This is a genomic window from Saccharicrinis aurantiacus (assembly GCF_947489045.1).
In the GTDB taxonomy this organism is placed as follows: Bacteria; Bacteroidota; Bacteroidia; order Bacteroidales; family Marinilabiliaceae; genus Saccharicrinis; species Saccharicrinis aurantiacus.
The window spans coordinates 96,077-112,974 of record NZ_CANLCN010000007.1 but is presented as its reverse complement, the minus strand read 5'-3'; the positions used below and the strand labels follow the sequence as shown (position 1 = coordinate 112,974).

The following is a 16,898-nucleotide window of genomic DNA, read 5'->3' as shown; positions in this document are numbered from 1 at the left end:
AGCTATTTGTCTTATTAAACGATGGTTGTAATGTAAAAGGCAATTCTTATAATTACTTAACCTAAAGCAACTTTAAGAAAGTATAATGTCTATTATCCAATAGGCTAACAATCTATTGGAATATCATTTTCACTTTAGCAGCTTTTTGGCTTTCTTTGTCATATTGTTCAAATTGAAACTACAAGTCATTCAATAATGAAAGATAAAAAAGCTATTAACTTTCCGAAGTCCATTGAAAATTTCCTTCTTCACCTGCATCCCATAAAAATTGATGCTCGGGCTGTAAAATTTACACGAACATTTGGCTTAGGAGGCATAACTGCATTATTGTTTATAATACTCTGTGTTACCGGAATGGTATTACGTTTTTCGTATGTACCATCTGTTGCCGGAGCTTATGATTCAATATTAGCTTTGGAGAGAGAAACCATCTTTGGTCATTTCCTTCGCAACCTGCACCATTGGTCAGCTAAGCTTATGATTATTGTATCGTTCTTACATATGGTAAGAGTTATATACTCTATGGCTATTTTTAAGAAGAGAGCCGAGAACTGGATTTATGGTTTAGTAATGATGTTTTTTGTGGTAGCAGCAAGTTTCACGGGCTACCTTTTACCATGGGATCAGTTGGCATTTTGGGCAGTTACTGTAGTTACTCAAATCATCGAATACATTCCTTTTATTGGTGTTCCATTAGCTGATATGGTACGTGGCAGTTCAACAGTTGATGAACAAACTTTATTAAACTTTTATACATTACATACGGGCATACTACCTCTATTATTTATAGTATTAATGAGTATGCATTTTTGGTTAATCAGAAAAGCAGGAGGTGTTGCACTACCTAAAATAGAGAAACCAGAGAAGGTAAATGTAAATCCAAATTTAATTTGGATTGAGATAATGGCAGCCGCTATTGTTATTGCTGCATTATTTTTAACATCGGCATTTTACCATGCCCCATTATTAGAAGAAGCCAATCCTTTGGTTAGTCCAAACCCAAGTAAAGCACCCTGGTATTTCTTGGGAGCTCAAGAATTACTACTACACCTTCACCCTGTTTTTGGTGCTGTATTGGTTCCTTTAGCTGTAACTGCTTTCTTTGTTTATCTACCATTTTTTAGAGTAAAGAATTTAAATGTTGGCGTTTGGTTTAATTCGCCATTAGGCAAACAAATTACCATACAATCAAGCATTGTTTCCTTTGTTTTTACTTTTGTATTAATATACCTACTCGATCACTTTTTACACTTTCAGCTATGGTTTACCTCGTGGCCAATGTGGATTAGTAATGGTATATTGCCATTTTTAGCTTACATGCTACCAATGGGTGCTTATGTATATTTTTGGAAGGCAAAAAAACAAGCCGAGAATACCGAAATATTATTGGCATGCACAAGCATTCTTCTTTCTTCATACCTATCCATGTTATTTATTTCGTTGCTGCTTAGAGGTGAAGGAATGACTTTAATTTTTTAATTTGATTACTTTTCCGTTTACATTGAAAATAAAATGAAATTCAACAGAAGAAAATTCATAAAACGTCTATTGGCAGGAATTGCTGCCTTAGAAGCGATATACCTTATTAAAGGAGGCATTAACAAATCAAGTGTTAGTAGTAACGAAAAGGAATTGTTTAATGCGGGTAGTGCCGAGAACTTCTCAAACGGAAAGACCTATCCTTATTTATCAAATCAATTCTTTTTAAGACGGTTTGAAGATGGCGGATTCCTTGCAATGTCAATTAAATGCACACACCTAGGCTGTGTAGTTAATCAAGATAGTAAAGGCTTTGCATGCCCTTGCCACGCATCAAAATTTAATAAATACGGAGAAGTAATGGCCGCGCCAGCAACTCGCCCGCTTGATTTATTTCCCGTTATCATTGAAAATGGTGAAGTATTAATTGATACTACTAAACCATTTAAAAGAACATCCTACTTAAAATCGCAATTAACTTACGCATAATGGAGAATCGTAAAAAAATAGAACGTATCAGCTTAATTGCACTTTTAGTTACCATCATAACTATTCCGCTATACACGGTTATCAGAACCTACCAAGGTACAGAACCGCTTAATGAGGAAGCGCAATTTGTGGGTAAAGAAACTTGTAAAGAATGTCACCTAAACGAATACAATAGTTGGGTGGGCTCTGATCATGATAAAGCCATGCAACATGTAAACGATTCTACAGTACTTGGCGACTTTAATAACCAGACTTTAGAGTACAATGGGATGACCCATAAAATGTATAAGAAAGATGGTAAGTTCATGGTGTACACAGATGGAGAATCGGGCGAAATGGAAGAGTTCGAGATTAAATACACCTTCGGTTACTACCCTTTACAACAATATTTAATTGAGTTTAGCAGAGGTCGCTTACAGTGTTTACCAATTACTTGGGATTCAAAAAACAACAAGTGGTACCATATGACCACAGAGGTGTATCCTACTGAAATGATTGAAAGTACAAACTGGTTACACTGGACCAACCAAGCTCAAAACTGGAATGGGATGTGTGCCGATTGCCACTCTACAAACTTGGTAAAAGGATACGATGTTGAGTCAGATAGCTATAATACCACTTGGAGTGAGATAAATGTAAGTTGTGAGGCTTGTCATGGACCAGCTTCCAATCACTTAAAATGGGCTGCTAAAGCAGAATATGCCCGAGATACAGATAACAACTACGGCTTAGTACTAAAAACCAGCGGAATTGACAACAAAGAATATGTTGATTTATGTATGCGATGCCATACACGAAGAGGTTCAATGTCTGATTTCCACCACAGTGCTGACATTTACAATCACTCTATCCCAAATCTTCCTATGCCAGATAATTACCACATTGATGGTCAAATATTGGATGAAGATTATGTGTATGGCTCATTTACACAAAGTAAAATGTACATGCGCGATGTGAAGTGTAACGATTGCCATGATGTACACAGTACCAAACGTCATTTCGAAGACAACAGACTTTGTACACAATGCCACCGTGCCGATGATTACGATACTTATAATCATCACTTCCATAAAGGATATGGCGAAAGTGGAGAAGCCGTTATTGCTGATGATGGAGTAAAGTTTGAGGTTGGCGAAGGTACACGCTGTATCAATTGCCACATGCCTGCTAAATTTTATATGGGACCGGATTACAGAAACGATCACAGTTTTAGAGTTCCTCGTCCGGATTTAACCAAAACACTCGGAACACCAAATGCCTGTAACCAATGCCATGCCGATAAATCAACGCAATGGGCTATGGATAACGTTGACAAATGGCACGGAACTAGTAAAAAATCGCAATATGGTGAGGCTTTCAAAGAGGCTTTAACAGGAAGTGATGCTGGATACGAAGGCTTAGTTAATATTTATAACGACGAGGTATATCCTGAGATTGTTAGAGCTACAGCCATTAGTTATATGGGCCGTCATTATCAAACTCGTAGTAAAGAGATCCTTTATCAAGCTATGAATGATTTCAACGGCCACATTAGGTACAATGCACTGCAAGCATTAATGGTTGATGATGAAAAATCACTTGATAAGGTATTAGATAAATTAAGTGATCCCACACGAGCCATGAGAATTGAAGCGGCTACAAAGCTTAATAATGTTTCGCAAGATCAGATACCAGCAAAATATAAAAAACAGTTTGCCAAAGCTAATAAGGATTATAAGGCTGCATTAGAGTATAGCGCTGATTTCCCATCAGGAAAGTTCAACTTGGCTAATTTTTATTACAATACCAATAATGTGCAACAGGCTGAGAAATTTTATATCAGAGCCCTAAAACAAGATCCCGAATTACACGCTATTAAAGTTAACTTGGCCATCTTGTACAACAACAAAGGAGAGCACAACAAAGCAGAAAAGCTATTGCTCGACTACTTAAAACATTCACCAGAGGATGGATCTACAACCTTTACTTATGCCTTGTTTTTATCAGAACGACAACGCTACGATGAGTCAATGACTTACCTACTAAAGGCTGCTAAATTATCTCCTGATAATCCTAGGGTAATGTATAACATAGCGATGATGTACGACTTTAAAAACGAATTAGCTAATGCTGAAAAATACTTAAATAAGGCTATAAACATCAATCCAAATGATGCAAACAACTATATGGCATTATTGAATTTATATATGAAAAATAATAAAGCCGATAAAACAAAAGCAACAGCTAAAACCATACTTGCAAAATTCCCGAATATTCAGGATAAAGCACAAATTGAAGCTTTAATTAAATAGCTTTATTCTTTTGTTTGAGTTTTAAAATATTAAACCGATATGCATAATACCAAATATAGTTTTATACCTGCAATAGTTGCCTTAATAATTATTGCATACTCATGCGCAAACCCAGGTTTTCCAACGGGTGGACCAAAGGATGAAACGCCACCAGTTGTCAAAAAATCAACTCCTGAGCTTAATGCACTCAATTACCGCAAAAAAACAATTAACATTGAGTTTGATGAAATCATTAAGCTTGATGATGTATTCAATAAATTTGTTACTTCGCCCCCTCTTAAAAAGCGCCCTGCAATAGATGCTAGAGGTGCAAAACTTAGAATTAAACTAGACGAAGAAGAAGAATTCCAGGAAAATACTACCTATACTTTCGACTTTGGTAATGCCATACAAGATAATAATGAAGGTAACCCAATTCCAAGTTTTGTATTTTCGTTTTCAACCGGAGAAGTAGTAGATTCATTTGCCATCATGGGTAATCTTTGGGATGCTGAAGATTTATCCCCAATGGAAGGTATATTAATTTTAGCACACAAAAACTTAAACGATACTGCATTTACCAATAGCGTACCCGAACGTCTTGCTAAAACAGACGAAGAAGGCTTTTTTGCTCTTAAAAACTTAAGTCCGGGCGAATATAGATTATATGCACTTGGTGATGCCAATAACAATTACATGTTTGATCAGCCAGCAGAACAAATCGCTTGGTTCGACTCAATCGTATCGCCATCGATGGAATACGTTGAATTTGCTGATACAATTTATGAAGATTCCATATACTATTACGATCAGCTTGTGTATAGCCCCAATGACGTAAGAATGTTTTTGTTTACAGAAGACAATGGGAATCAATACATGTTAGGTAACGAAAGAAAGACAAAAAATACCATGTCGTTCTTTTTCAACAATCCTGCTGAAGAATTTAAGATAACTCCAATAGATACAGTTGTTGGACCGGATTGGGCCATTTACGAACCTTCTGTAAATAATGATACTGTATTAGTTTGGGTAGCTGATAGCAACCTTTATAAAAAAGATACGCTAAAGGTAGAACTCAACTACATGGCTTTAGATACGTTATTTAATCCCGCTTTAATGCGTGATACATTAACTATGTTCCATTTTGAGTTTGTAAAAAAAGAACGTAAGCGTAAACGCGATAAAGATCAAGTTGAGAAAAAAGAAATGCTTAAAGTTCAGAAATCATCATCGCAAGTTGATGTTTATAGCAACTATGCCTTTATAATGCCTACGCCAATTGCTAATATTGATAGAGAGAAGCTTTACTTATACCAACAAATAGATACAATTACCGAGCAACTTGACTTTGAATTAGAACAAGATGCTTTCTTTAAACGCAAATACTGGGTAAAAACAAGATGGACTCCAGGAGGGCAATATAGTTTTGGGATAGACTCATTAGCCATTACTGATATTTATGGCCTACATACCGATTCTATTGGCAGTCAATTTTCGGTAAAGAAACTCGACAGCTACGGATTATTCCTTCTGGATATTGCTAACTCCGAAGAAAATTGGTTGATACAACTACTTGATGCCTCTGGAAATATATTACAACAAAAGTATGTTCCAGCATCAGGAAAATTAGCATTTCAATACATCAAACCTAGTTCATACATCATAAAATTAGTGATTGATGAAAATATGAATGGGCAATGGGATCCGGGTGATTACTCTGAGAAACGTCAACCAGAAAAAGTATATTACTATGCAGAGCCTGTTAACGTAAGAGCGAACTGGGATGTAGAAATTTCATGGGATCCATACGAATTTGACATCTACGAGTTTGTTAAAAACAATCGAAAAGCGAAAAAGAGAGAATAAATACTAGGTGTTAGGTGTTAGGTGTTAGGTGTTAGGTGTTAGGTGTTAGTAACTAAGATGTCTTTAATATTTTAAATATAACAATATGTCAGTTTTACTCAATTTTGCCATGTTTCCAACAGATGCTGGCATTAGCAAAAGCAAAGCCGTTAGTCAGGTTTTAGATATGATTAAAAAAAGTGGAGTCAGCTATAAACTGAGCCCCATGAGCACTACTGTAGAAACCGAAACCATGCAGGAAGCCTTGGAAATTGTAAACAAGGCATACTCTTTGCTTGAGAAAGATCATGAAAGAGTTTATTCGAGCATAACAATTGATGCCAGAAAAGGAGAAATGGGAAGAATGGAATCAAAAATTGAAGCCATTGAATCCAACATAGGTCCTGTGAACCATTAATACGAAATTGTTTTGACTCCATAAACTCATTATTGAGTATTACTAAATAACAAACTAGTGCGCAAACTACTTTTCGTAATTGCTTTATTCGTAGGCTTACTACAAAATAGCAATAGCCAATGTAATGTAACTAACTTTGCTTTTAAATCAGGCGAAGTGGTAACCTACCATGCTTATTATAATTGGCATTTTATATGGATAAATGCTGGTATTGTTCACTTCTCAGTGGAGGATAAAACGTATAATGATAAAGACACATGGTTTTTATCTGCCTACGGAAAAACATATCCTAGTTACGATAAATTCATGACAGTTAGGGATACCTTTGAAACCTATATAGATAAGAGTAATTTTAACCCTCTTTTCTTCAATAGGGTTACAAAAGAGGGCAGTACAGTATCGCACCATCAATATAACTTCGATTACGAAAATAAGGTAATTGACACTCATATCAGCAAAGGAGAGCCTGCAAACTACAAAGATGCCTCCATAGAATTAAAAGATTGCACAGGAGACTTAATTACGATGGTTTATAAGGCGCGCAACCTTGATTTCTCAAACTATAACGAAGGCGATAAAATACCTATTAGAATGATTGTAGATGGAGAAATACACGACCTATACATTCGTTACTTAGGTAAACAAGAAGTAAAAACACGCAACGGACGCAAATTTAGATGCTTAAAATTCACACCTCTGTTAGTAGAAGGAACTATTTTTTCATCAGGTGAAGGAATGACTGTTTATGTTACAGATGATAAAAACCGCATACCTGTAGTTGTTGAAGCTAAGATTTTAGTAGGCTCTGTTAAAGCGATGTTTGTTGATGTTGAAGGGGCTAGGTATCCGTTGACTTCGGAAATAACGAAGTAAGCCTGTTTTCAATATTCATATAATGAAATACCCTTGCTTTCTCAAGTAATAAACTAAACCTGTGAGCAAAGTTACTTGGGAGCATCCTAGAAGTAACTCGTAACCTCTATCCATCTAAAAAGACTATATAAAGTCTAATACTCTATAAAAAAGCACCCACCACAAATGAATGAGGTGGGTGCTTTTTTATGTATTTAGTATAGCTTTTATTTAGAACTACTCACTTTCTCGTGGTAACTTTTATTACCAATACGCACTACAATAATCCACAACTTATTACTTTCTGGCAACTCTAATTGAGTTTGTGCTGCATATAGGTTTTGAATAATATGTTTCTTTCCGGCAAAGTCGTAAACCTCTACAAAACAGCCTCCTGTGTTATTATTAAATTGCTCAGGGTCGATGTTTATATAAGCCATTCCATTAGCTGCATAAATAGTTGGTTTTTTTGCAATTATTTGTTCATCTAAATCAGTACTACGTTGGGCAAAATGCAGAACAAAACGATCATTGCTTGTTCCCTTATCCATTTCTATCTCAAGCTCAGGATTAATCCTAATATCATAATACTCTCCCATTAACTTATCCTCAAGAGATATATCATACGTGGGTAAAAATGTATTTAAACTATTTGCTTTAAAAACGTATTTTTTGCTCTCTGGAACATTTATTCCTATAGGTATACTTTGCTCATCACTTAAACTTGAGGCAATATTTATTACAACTTTGGTTGATGATTTCATCGCATACACTTGAGGGAAATCAGCATTAGAAACGAATCTCTTTTTTGAGTCTCTCGAGGTGAGTACTGTACTTCCATAAGGCCTGAATACAGCAATTACCTCATCGGTATAAACACCATCGCCTATTGTAAATCTAAAAACCTCTTCTCTTTCTTCAGTTGATACAGATTTTAAACCTCCCTCTCCACGTGTATTCGCTCCATGAATTTGTGCTGCTTCATTTAGCTTAAAATTAGCCGCATAATTCGCATTTAGCCAAAAGCTTTGACCTGGCGCAATTTCGTTTGATCCTCCATTGGCACCAACACCTTCACTAATATTATAAGTAGCAAAACCTCTAACACTAGCTAAATCAGTTCTAATCCAAACTGTTTGGTCTATTTTATCGTTATCAAAATCCCAGGCTGCTTCACGATTAACATCTAAATAGGATAAATAAGGGTTACCTATTAAATGCCAACCTTCTGATAGACTTGATGTTAATTCACCTTTATTGATGCTTCCTGTAACTTCAACTTTTGTACTTGGGTCTTTAAACATTACACTATAGCCCTCTAACTTCCCAACCAAAGCCTCATTATCGCCTAACTCTCGCCAAGAACCTGGATAATTTAACAATAATACATCTGTGCCCTGTGTACCATAATCACTTACTGTGGCTCCGTTAATAGCTTGTCCAATATACCAATACCTTAGTTCTTCGACATAAGTCCACTCTGATTTAATATCTTGATTAACACCACCTCCTATGATTACTGAAGATGGTAAATCAGTAGTGTTTTGAATAGTTAATTGCTCTGCATCTGTACAACTTACACTTCCTAATATATCAACACGTGCTCCAGCTTGAATTGTTAAACTTGCATCTTTTTGTATCTCTATATTATTACAATACACATGCCCTAGTGCTGAAACAACAGGCTTATTAGTTGTGTTTGTTATAGTAACATCTGAACCTGAATGTGGCACTTCAAAAGTACTCCAATTACCAGCCTTAAACCAATCTGTATCTATGTCGCCTGTCCATGAAAATGCAGGCGGTTCCGATTCTGAACCGAAGGTAAAGTAATGATAAGCTTCTCCTGCTTTATACCCGAACTCTAAATAATTTTGTAATTCAACAGTACCTGAATTATTATCGCCCGTTATATTACTAACAGGTAAAACATCCCATTCTTCTCGAACATTACCTGAGCCAGTATTATCAGCCCAATTTACTATTTGCACATCGCTTGCATCAACACCGCTAAGGGCATCCCACCTAAAAGTTACTTTTGCAAGTGCTCCCTCGTATGGAGCAGATAACTGCCAGTGTTCGCTATTACTAACAAACTTTACATCATCTGATATAATAGTATGGTCTTTACCTTGACTATAATATTGTGCATCCCAGTAGCCTAAAGACCCACCTTGCGGAAGCACTTTGATATAACCATAGCGATACCCATCTCCCAGTGGGTAAACAAAACTACTGCCAGATACTATATATTTTCTTACTTTTCCGGAAACATAAGAGTCATTACTACCTCCTGTAATAATATCACTAGAATGAGAGCTTAAGGTTAAGGTCGATCCATTTGCAATATCTATTATTCCATTTTTGAGTTTCAGCTTATTCTTTATTTCAATATTACTATTGACATTTACCCCTTTTAGATTATCAATTTCGAAGTTGTAAAATGCATTACTTGCTGAAAATTCACTATCAATATTTTGAGTTGTACTTCCCACAAAAGAAGTTGTTCCTTGGTTAGCTTCAAATACACCACCGTTTATTAAATTTAAATCACCGGCAATATAAAGCACTTCATTGTATTCGTTTGATAATGTAGCACCATCAATGGTCAAGGCACCGCCCACGACAACATCATTATTGGGCAATCTACGTTTACCAGAACCTGAGAATATAACATTATTAAAGACGGGTAACTCACTCATTACGTCATAATCTGAACTACCATAATATTCAACAGTTCCTCCAATTGCATCAATAAAGGCGTCGTAAGTTCCTGCTGGCAAAACTCCACCATCAGTAATTTTTATAGTCCCTGTTCCACTTACCGTTCCTAAACGATGCCCATGAGTTGATCCAACATCTATAATTCCAGTTCCTTCAATATAGGTTCTGTACGCAACCTTACTTGGTGTAGCAGGTAAAGTAATATCATGTTCTATATAAACAATTGCCCCCGAAGGCCCTCCTGCCGGGATCATAACACCAGCTGCACCTTTATCTCCTGTAACAGGATCATAGGTTGCCCAAACACTTTCATCCCCCCAGTTACTACCTCCTTTCATAGTAATATATGAAGGTAAGACATCTGGAATAGCATCGGGCTCACCCGCAGTATAATCACCATCAATCACCAACTCATCAGCACCTGTCCAACTATATTTTATTTGATCATTAGTAATATCAATACTTCCATCTGACTTATTCCACTCATCAGAAGTTAATAAGAGCTTGGCATTAATATATTTACTCTCATCCCCCAATGCATCTGCATTCTCATATTGCATAACAACATCTGCTGATAATCCTGAAACTTGATCTGCATCTAAAGTCCAATTGTATTGTAGAACCCGAGTAGGATCTAACACACTAACGTGAGCTTCATTAGCAGCTTTTACTCGTATAGAACCATCATTTGCAGTATTAGCACTAACATCTAAATTTACAGGCGTATATTTTCCAAAAGATCCAATTGGATAAACAAACTCTCCTAAAAATGATGACGGAAAAAATTTCTTGATCCCTGCATCAGTAAAGGATAAGTTGGTTTGCACCATATTACCAGCACTAAAACCTGTTAAACCATCACTAGCATCTACAATAATAGCCTCATCATTAATTACAAGTAAATTCCGACCAATATCAAAGATACCATTAGTCAACTTTAACTTTTTACCAATTGCAAAAGCCGATGATTGTGTAGGTAAATTAACTCCTGCTGCATTATCGATTGTTAATACATCAATATTTCCACGTCCTTGAATACCTTGTAATTCTGAACCTCCCATTACAAGACCATCACCATTTTCAGTTACAAAATGGCCGTTATTAACCACATCGCCTTTAGCAATAATGGTGTTAGTATTTGTATTGATGGAACCATCCTCAAGCGTTAAGAAACGATTCACTTCAACTCCTTCTGTCTCCATACCCAACTCACCCGTTCCGCTAATTTTGGTTAAATCGTAGAACAATGTAGATGTAGCAGTACCACTAATGGTCTGATCGCCTTCTCCCGTCATAAATACCGCACCAGTACCCGGTGCAAAGGTTCCATTATTGGTGATATCTCCCTCTACATATAAGTACAAGTCGTTGGCATCAAAAGTAGAATTAGTTCCAATTATCAAACTCTCCTCTAAAGTAAGTGCACTCGTATATAATTTAGCAATGGCATTACTTTCTGCAGCCAACTCAATACTATTTATCGGTTGATTTGCATTAATTCCAAACTCACCAGAAGCATCTATTACAAAACCTGAACCTGCAGCTACATTAACCGTTTCGGGATGATAATATATAGATGGTACCGAGGTACTACCGTTATTATTGCTAATAGTAATAATATCGTCTGAAGTTTGAGAGAAAGAGCTACCTGCACCCATTATTTCGAACATTCCTCGACTATTTACTCCAGCACTTTGAGTTCCAATATTTACAATACCTCCATTTTGCACAAAACTCAATATGCCATTATCGCTTGTTGCATTACGGCGCAGTTGTGAGCCAACATTTAAGATCGCTCCCGAACTAACACTCAACAAAGCATTCCCAGAAGCTGAGTACTCAATATGACGAATAGTCGCCAGCTGCGCCCCGTTTTCAAGATATAAACTACCATCTAATTCAATACCAGAATTAGTTGAGGATGTACTTACTTTTGCCCCATTATCTACCCGCAAGGTGGCACCTGCCGGAATTGGAAAATCATAAGCCCCGGAATTATTTAATTCTAGATCGATACTGCTATTATTAAGATGGCACTCGCCCGATTGTAAAACCAAAGACTTAGTCGCATCATTAGCTGGGCCATTTAAACTAAAACCAGCCGTAAACTCCACCTTCTCTGCTGCTGGCTTATCGGTGTAAACTCTGTAAAAATCGATAGTTCCTGCACCCGAAATACGAACGGAGTTATTACCTTGAAATACCACGTTAGCCTTTTTATTTGAAGAGAAATCTAGTTTTGATCCATTAACAGTAATAATATTGCCTTCTAAGTAAATATTATTCTCGGCACCACCTCCTTCAATAGTACCCATACCTGTAAATTCTATATCTCCTCCGACATACGTATGATGTGTACTCTCAACCGATAAAGAAAGTGTTCCGGTATTTACCTTCAGGTTACCAGCAATATTTAATTCACCATTATAAATATTTGTAATATTAAACTGCGCATCATCAACGTATAAATCACCTAACACAAGTACATCACCATTGCTTGGTGTACTTTTTATGCCACTCCCTGATATCGTAAGGGATGGATAATAAGCAACTTGAGATGCTGCTGGTAAAGTATAGTTACCAATCCCTGTAAACTCAATGGTCGCGCCTGGGGTATCACTCAGCTCTCTATGATCACCTTTTATAATGTTATTTGGGCCATAATCAACGGTATTCTCATACACCAATCTTCCAGATCCCTTTACTATACCAATATCAACATTATCAATTGGAACAAAAGGATTCCATTCATCCTGATAATATGTCGAACTCACAAATAGAGTCCCATTAATCTCCACTTGAGAAGCTGCTTCGTTGTTAGTATCTATAGTAACAGTATGGCCTGCTTGAACAATAGCAATATCATATGCCCCAGGAGTCCCCGAAACCCAATTTGTTCCATTATAATACTCCCAACTACTAGAAGCCCATGTGTGATCTCCTGTACTCCTATAGACCTTAACTGCTCCTATTGGGATTTGCCCATTCCCATTATCAGTAGCTGCTGTATAATCACTATCAATGAGCTTTACATAAGCAAAATTATTCGTAGTGTAATCATACGTAAGCGTAGTTCCTCCATTAAGTTTTTTCCCAACGGACCACTCATAATTATCTAAGAATGCCGGACTTAAATTCTTAACACTCTTAGAAGACGTAAATTCTAATTGAACATGACTATCTTCTAACCCATCAAAACCAGAAGCTTTAGTCTTCCAATAATACGCCAACACACTCCCCTTTTCATTAGGATCTGTTGACGGGTGAGTATTATTAACCGGAATGACAGTAAATAATCCATTGGTTGAAACTGATTGCCCTGCAAATGATTTCACAACAACAGTCGAATAATCACTACTAGATGTTCCAACATGATAGCTTGCTATAGTTTTAGCAGTTGTAGGCACATCAAATTCTAGAGTCAATCCGCCATCTGAGGCATTCCCATCAGTGTAGAAATATCGAGCACTAGTAGCATTTGAAATATCGCCTGTAACGGTTAAATTATATGTACCAAGACTTACTTTACCAGTGCCTCCATTATAGAAATCAAAATTTGCTACATTGACATCCGTAGCCAATGAAAGTGTGGATACATTAACGCCAAGCCTTATATTCCCAAAATTAAATTCCTTTCCGAATTTACCTTGTAATGTAGGCGAAGAGCCCGTTAACTCAAGCCCTCCATTACCAGAGGATGTTAAATCGCCATCGGAAATGACAATACCTCCGGTAACTGTTGGCCAGTAATCTACCGGGTCAAACGCACCTCGTTGCACGCTTAAAGCACCGACAATATTAACATTATCATCACCCCCCATTGCTACCGTATAATATTGCCCATCGGCAGGGTGTTTGTCTTTATAAATATATAAACCTGGTAAACTCAAAATGCTCCCTGTTATATTATTTATGGCACCATCCTGCGCTCCATTAAAAAGCAAACTACCGGTTTGATTATAAGTACCTGCAACATTAAATGCTCCTCCAATTTCAATAGGACATTTTTTATCGCCAAATAAAGCTCCGCTCTCAATGGTAAAATCATTTATAATAGTTTGACCACCAGGCCATGAATCACTATGCTCTCCTCCCTGAGCATGCGTAACATAAACCCCTTGAGAGGACGTGCCACCTGCGACGATGAAATTATAAAATGGTGCGCTGGAATGAATGTAAAAATCACGTGATGTTGTTTCCATCGCCACCTTTACTGTACCTCCGGTAACATTATAGTTGCCGGCATCTGAATTAATAAATATACCAGTAACATGATCACTATTAGCATATCTAAAAATCATTTCACCTCCTAACATTGCAAATGTATCATCTGCATCCAACAATGAAAAAACGGCATTAGCTCCATCCCCTCCCCAATCATTGTAAAATGCACTTGGTTCAAAAAAATCAACAATACCTCCACTCTGTACGTATGCTATTGGCGTATCTCCATCACGGCGCTTTAAAGCTGTGGTATACACATTACCACCTTCAACAACCACACGAGAGGTTACACCCGTTGTTTCACGATAGGTTAAACCTGATGAGTTTTTAGGCGTAGTTAAAGTACCTGACGAGACTTTCAATTCTCCTAAGATAGAAATACCCGTATGATCAGTTGCAGAACCTAAAGCTTTTGATGTTATTACATCTGCCCCATTAATCCACAACCTTCCTGTTTCTGGTATAGTAAATTCCTTAGGTTCACTACCGTTTATATTTTCCCCTAAACGGTCTATCTTAATATTATCACCTAGTTGTAGCGTACCATTTTCTATAACTAATGGAAGACGTTCGTATCCTTTAGAACCATCTGCATTATCGCTGGTCGATCCTGTTACAGGGCCGAATAATTTAAAGTTATTAATATTATTTGCACTTATAGTTACTCCAAATGTTTTATCACCACCTTTATTTACAAAAATGCGATACAAGTTTGTAGTGCCATTACAAATCAATTGATTATCAGTAGAACCCAAAAAATTAAGCTTAACTGCACTATTTGCTGGTTCTGAATATTGAGCTCCATCAGTAAAATTTACAGTACCATTATTAATGAAATCACCATAAAGCTCTAGAGTATGATATCCACTTGCTCCAGGATCATTTGCTGTAACCAATTGCCCTCCTGCTTCAACAACTAAATCACCATATATCTTAACTTTTGCTAGACCATTGTTCCCACCTATGACTACTTTACCTGATTTAACAGTTAAGTTACCATTAACTGTAAGTTCTTTATTAATGGTTAACCTTCTATCCCCTGTAAGGTCTATAAAATCAACCTCGACATTGAAAAACTCCTCATCCGAAGGCCATGGATAATCATTATAATAAACCACCGTTCCTTCACCTTGTCCCTTAGTTATAAAATGAACACGGTCTCCAATAGGGAAATTATTCTTTCCTAACAGAATTTTACCTCCCCCTCTAATTGTTGTGAAAGTCGATTGCTCAGTACTCCTAAAGTCTAAACGCCCATCGACAGTAAGCACACCACAGGTAACTGATATATTTCTAGCTGTTCCTCCATTATTAGCAGCATTGTATTCATCATTACCATCCGGCATCGTGATAGTTTTACCTGATAGTATAACTATATTATCCGATGTTAATTGAGGGTAAGTATTCCCCGGGTTAACAGAAACCGCTCCAGCAGGATCTAATGTCCAGATTGTAGGGTCATCCCAATCACCACTAGCGAGTGTATACCAAGTTTCCGCAAAAGTGTTTACGCTTACTAATAAGAAAATAGAGATCAATATAACCTCTCTTACCTTACCCAAAAAATTAGGTTTAATCATTATTCTGTTTTTTTTATAAATCCAATATCACAAGCAATTTCACATTTTATTTTATAGTTGTAGGTAGTATGTGTTTAAGCCTTTATACATAATAACTTCACAAAAGTTTCATAAATAGCGCATAAAAACAACTACTAGCACCTAAGGTAAATTAACCCAAAGCACAAAGTTTTTATGAACAATCCAAATAACACCACCAATAAACTATTTTCTTAGATATAATGACTACAAAATAATTAACGTTAGTTTTATTTTAATTGAAAAGTCCCCACTTCTCTCACACTAAGCCAACAGGTATTAGAATAAGAAATCGCCAATATTGTTTAATTAACTAGTCGATTTTCATGTTAAAAAACCCTAATAAAAGTCCACTATCACTAATTGATATATGAGAAGTTTTTATTACAAAAAACCTTCACATAAGGTATATATCTAGATACTAACTCATTAAACTCTAGTTCATCTTTTACCCTGCGAATTTCGTTAATTGCTTATCAAAGATTGGATTCTCAAGACGAGCCAAATCAGGATCATTTTCTAAAATTACCTTCACTACATTACGTGCTTACGGTATCAGCTGTGTATTGTAGAGAAATTGTTTTTATTGATAAGTATTTTTGAATTAAGTAATCTAATAAAACTCCATTTGATAATATAGGAAGGCACTATCCTCTATTTTAGCATTAGCATAAAATACACAATACATATTTAACAAGGTAAAATTCTACTCGGTTATCAAAAAATGTCGCATTGGGTGTTGAAGGGGGTACACTCGTACCTGCATCGTAGCATCTTCGGATGTTTATTGGGTATTTATTGGATGTTCTTCGGTCCTATAGAAACCAATAAACAACCAATGAATAACCGACCAAGGTACGACGATGCCCCGTTCCAGACCCCTACAGGCCGATTTTTCAGAAAAATTCGGTCCAGAAGAAATATTCATTTCCAAGGCTTTTAAGCTCTATTATTAACAATATGAGTCCATACCATTAAAAAACAAATTGGTGCAAAAAT

The 16,898-nt window shown here is 36.5% G+C and carries 8 protein-coding genes; 7 read left to right on the top strand and 1 reads right to left on the bottom strand.

Annotation, left to right across the window (positions count from 1 at the left end; all coding sequences use genetic code 11):
• The first annotated feature begins 195 nt into the window (after positions 1 to 195).
• The 6 genes from QMO11_RS10090 to QMO11_RS10065 all read left to right on the top strand — a co-directional run bounded on the left by QMO11_RS10090 (position 196) and on the right by QMO11_RS10065 (position 7,374).
• Positions 196 to 1,479 carry a cytochrome b N-terminal domain-containing protein gene (locus tag QMO11_RS10090; protein WP_075601619.1) on the top strand — a complete coding sequence of 428 codons (1,284 nt, stop codon included), beginning with the start codon at positions 196 to 198 and terminating at the stop codon, positions 1,477 to 1,479.
• A 33-nt stretch (positions 1,480 to 1,512) separates the two neighbouring features.
• The gene (locus QMO11_RS10085; protein ID WP_075601618.1) at positions 1,513 to 1,968 is read left to right on the top strand and encodes a QcrA and Rieske domain-containing protein; all 456 of its coding nucleotides are present in this window, start codon (positions 1,513 to 1,515) and stop codon (positions 1,966 to 1,968) included.
• Entirely contained in the window at positions 1,968 to 4,259 is a 2,292-nt protein-coding gene (locus QMO11_RS10080; RefSeq protein ID WP_282037123.1) for a tetratricopeptide repeat protein, read from the top strand. Before QMO11_RS10085 ends, QMO11_RS10080 begins: the two co-directional genes overlap by 1 nt.
• 39 nt (positions 4,260 to 4,298) lie before the next feature.
• Positions 4,299 to 6,104: an Ig-like domain-containing domain gene (locus QMO11_RS10075; RefSeq protein ID WP_282037122.1), complete on the top strand. Its 1,806-nt coding sequence runs from the start codon at positions 4,299 to 4,301 to the stop codon at positions 6,102 to 6,104.
• A gap of 85 nt (positions 6,105 to 6,189) precedes the next feature.
• Positions 6,190 to 6,501, top strand: coding sequence for a thiamine-binding protein (locus QMO11_RS10070; RefSeq protein WP_075601615.1), 312 nt, complete (start codon positions 6,190 to 6,192; stop codon positions 6,499 to 6,501).
• Between the two features lie 57 nt (positions 6,502 to 6,558).
• Positions 6,559 to 7,374, top strand: coding sequence for a DUF3108 domain-containing protein (locus tag QMO11_RS10065; protein ID WP_282037121.1), 816 nt, complete (start codon positions 6,559 to 6,561; stop codon positions 7,372 to 7,374).
• A 206-nt stretch (positions 7,375 to 7,580) separates the two neighbouring features.
• Here QMO11_RS10065 and QMO11_RS10060 read toward each other — a convergent pair whose 3' ends face one another.
• A complete protein-coding gene (locus tag QMO11_RS10060) occupies positions 7,581 to 15,881 on the bottom strand; it encodes a hypothetical protein (RefSeq protein ID WP_282037120.1) in 8,301 nt (2,766 codons plus the stop codon).
• A gap of 742 nt (positions 15,882 to 16,623) precedes the next feature.
• Here QMO11_RS10060 and QMO11_RS10055 point away from each other — a divergent pair.
• The gene (locus QMO11_RS10055; RefSeq protein WP_282037119.1) at positions 16,624 to 16,842 is read left to right on the top strand and encodes a hypothetical protein; all 219 of its coding nucleotides are present in this window, start codon (positions 16,624 to 16,626) and stop codon (positions 16,840 to 16,842) included.
• Positions 16,843 to 16,898: the final 56 nt, after the last annotated feature.

Excerpts from the sequence above, each read along its gene's own strand:
- QMO11_RS10085 (WP_075601618.1), top strand. The coding sequence starts at position 1,513 with ATGAAATTCAACAGAAGAAAATTCATAAAACGTCTATTGGCAGGAATT.
- QMO11_RS10090 (WP_075601619.1), top strand. The coding sequence starts at position 196 with ATGAAAGATAAAAAAGCTATTAACTTTCCGAAGTCCATTGAAAATTTC.
- QMO11_RS10060 (WP_282037120.1), bottom strand. The coding sequence starts at position 15,881 with ATGATTAAACCTAATTTTTTGGGTAAGGTAAGAGAGGTTATATTGATC.
- QMO11_RS10080 (WP_282037123.1), top strand. The coding sequence starts at position 1,968 with ATGGAGAATCGTAAAAAAATAGAACGTATCAGCTTAATTGCACTTTTA.
- QMO11_RS10055 (WP_282037119.1), top strand. The coding sequence starts at position 16,624 with ATGTCGCATTGGGTGTTGAAGGGGGTACACTCGTACCTGCATCGTAGC.
- QMO11_RS10070 (WP_075601615.1), top strand. The coding sequence starts at position 6,190 with ATGTCAGTTTTACTCAATTTTGCCATGTTTCCAACAGATGCTGGCATT.
- QMO11_RS10075 (WP_282037122.1), top strand. The coding sequence starts at position 4,299 with ATGCATAATACCAAATATAGTTTTATACCTGCAATAGTTGCCTTAATA.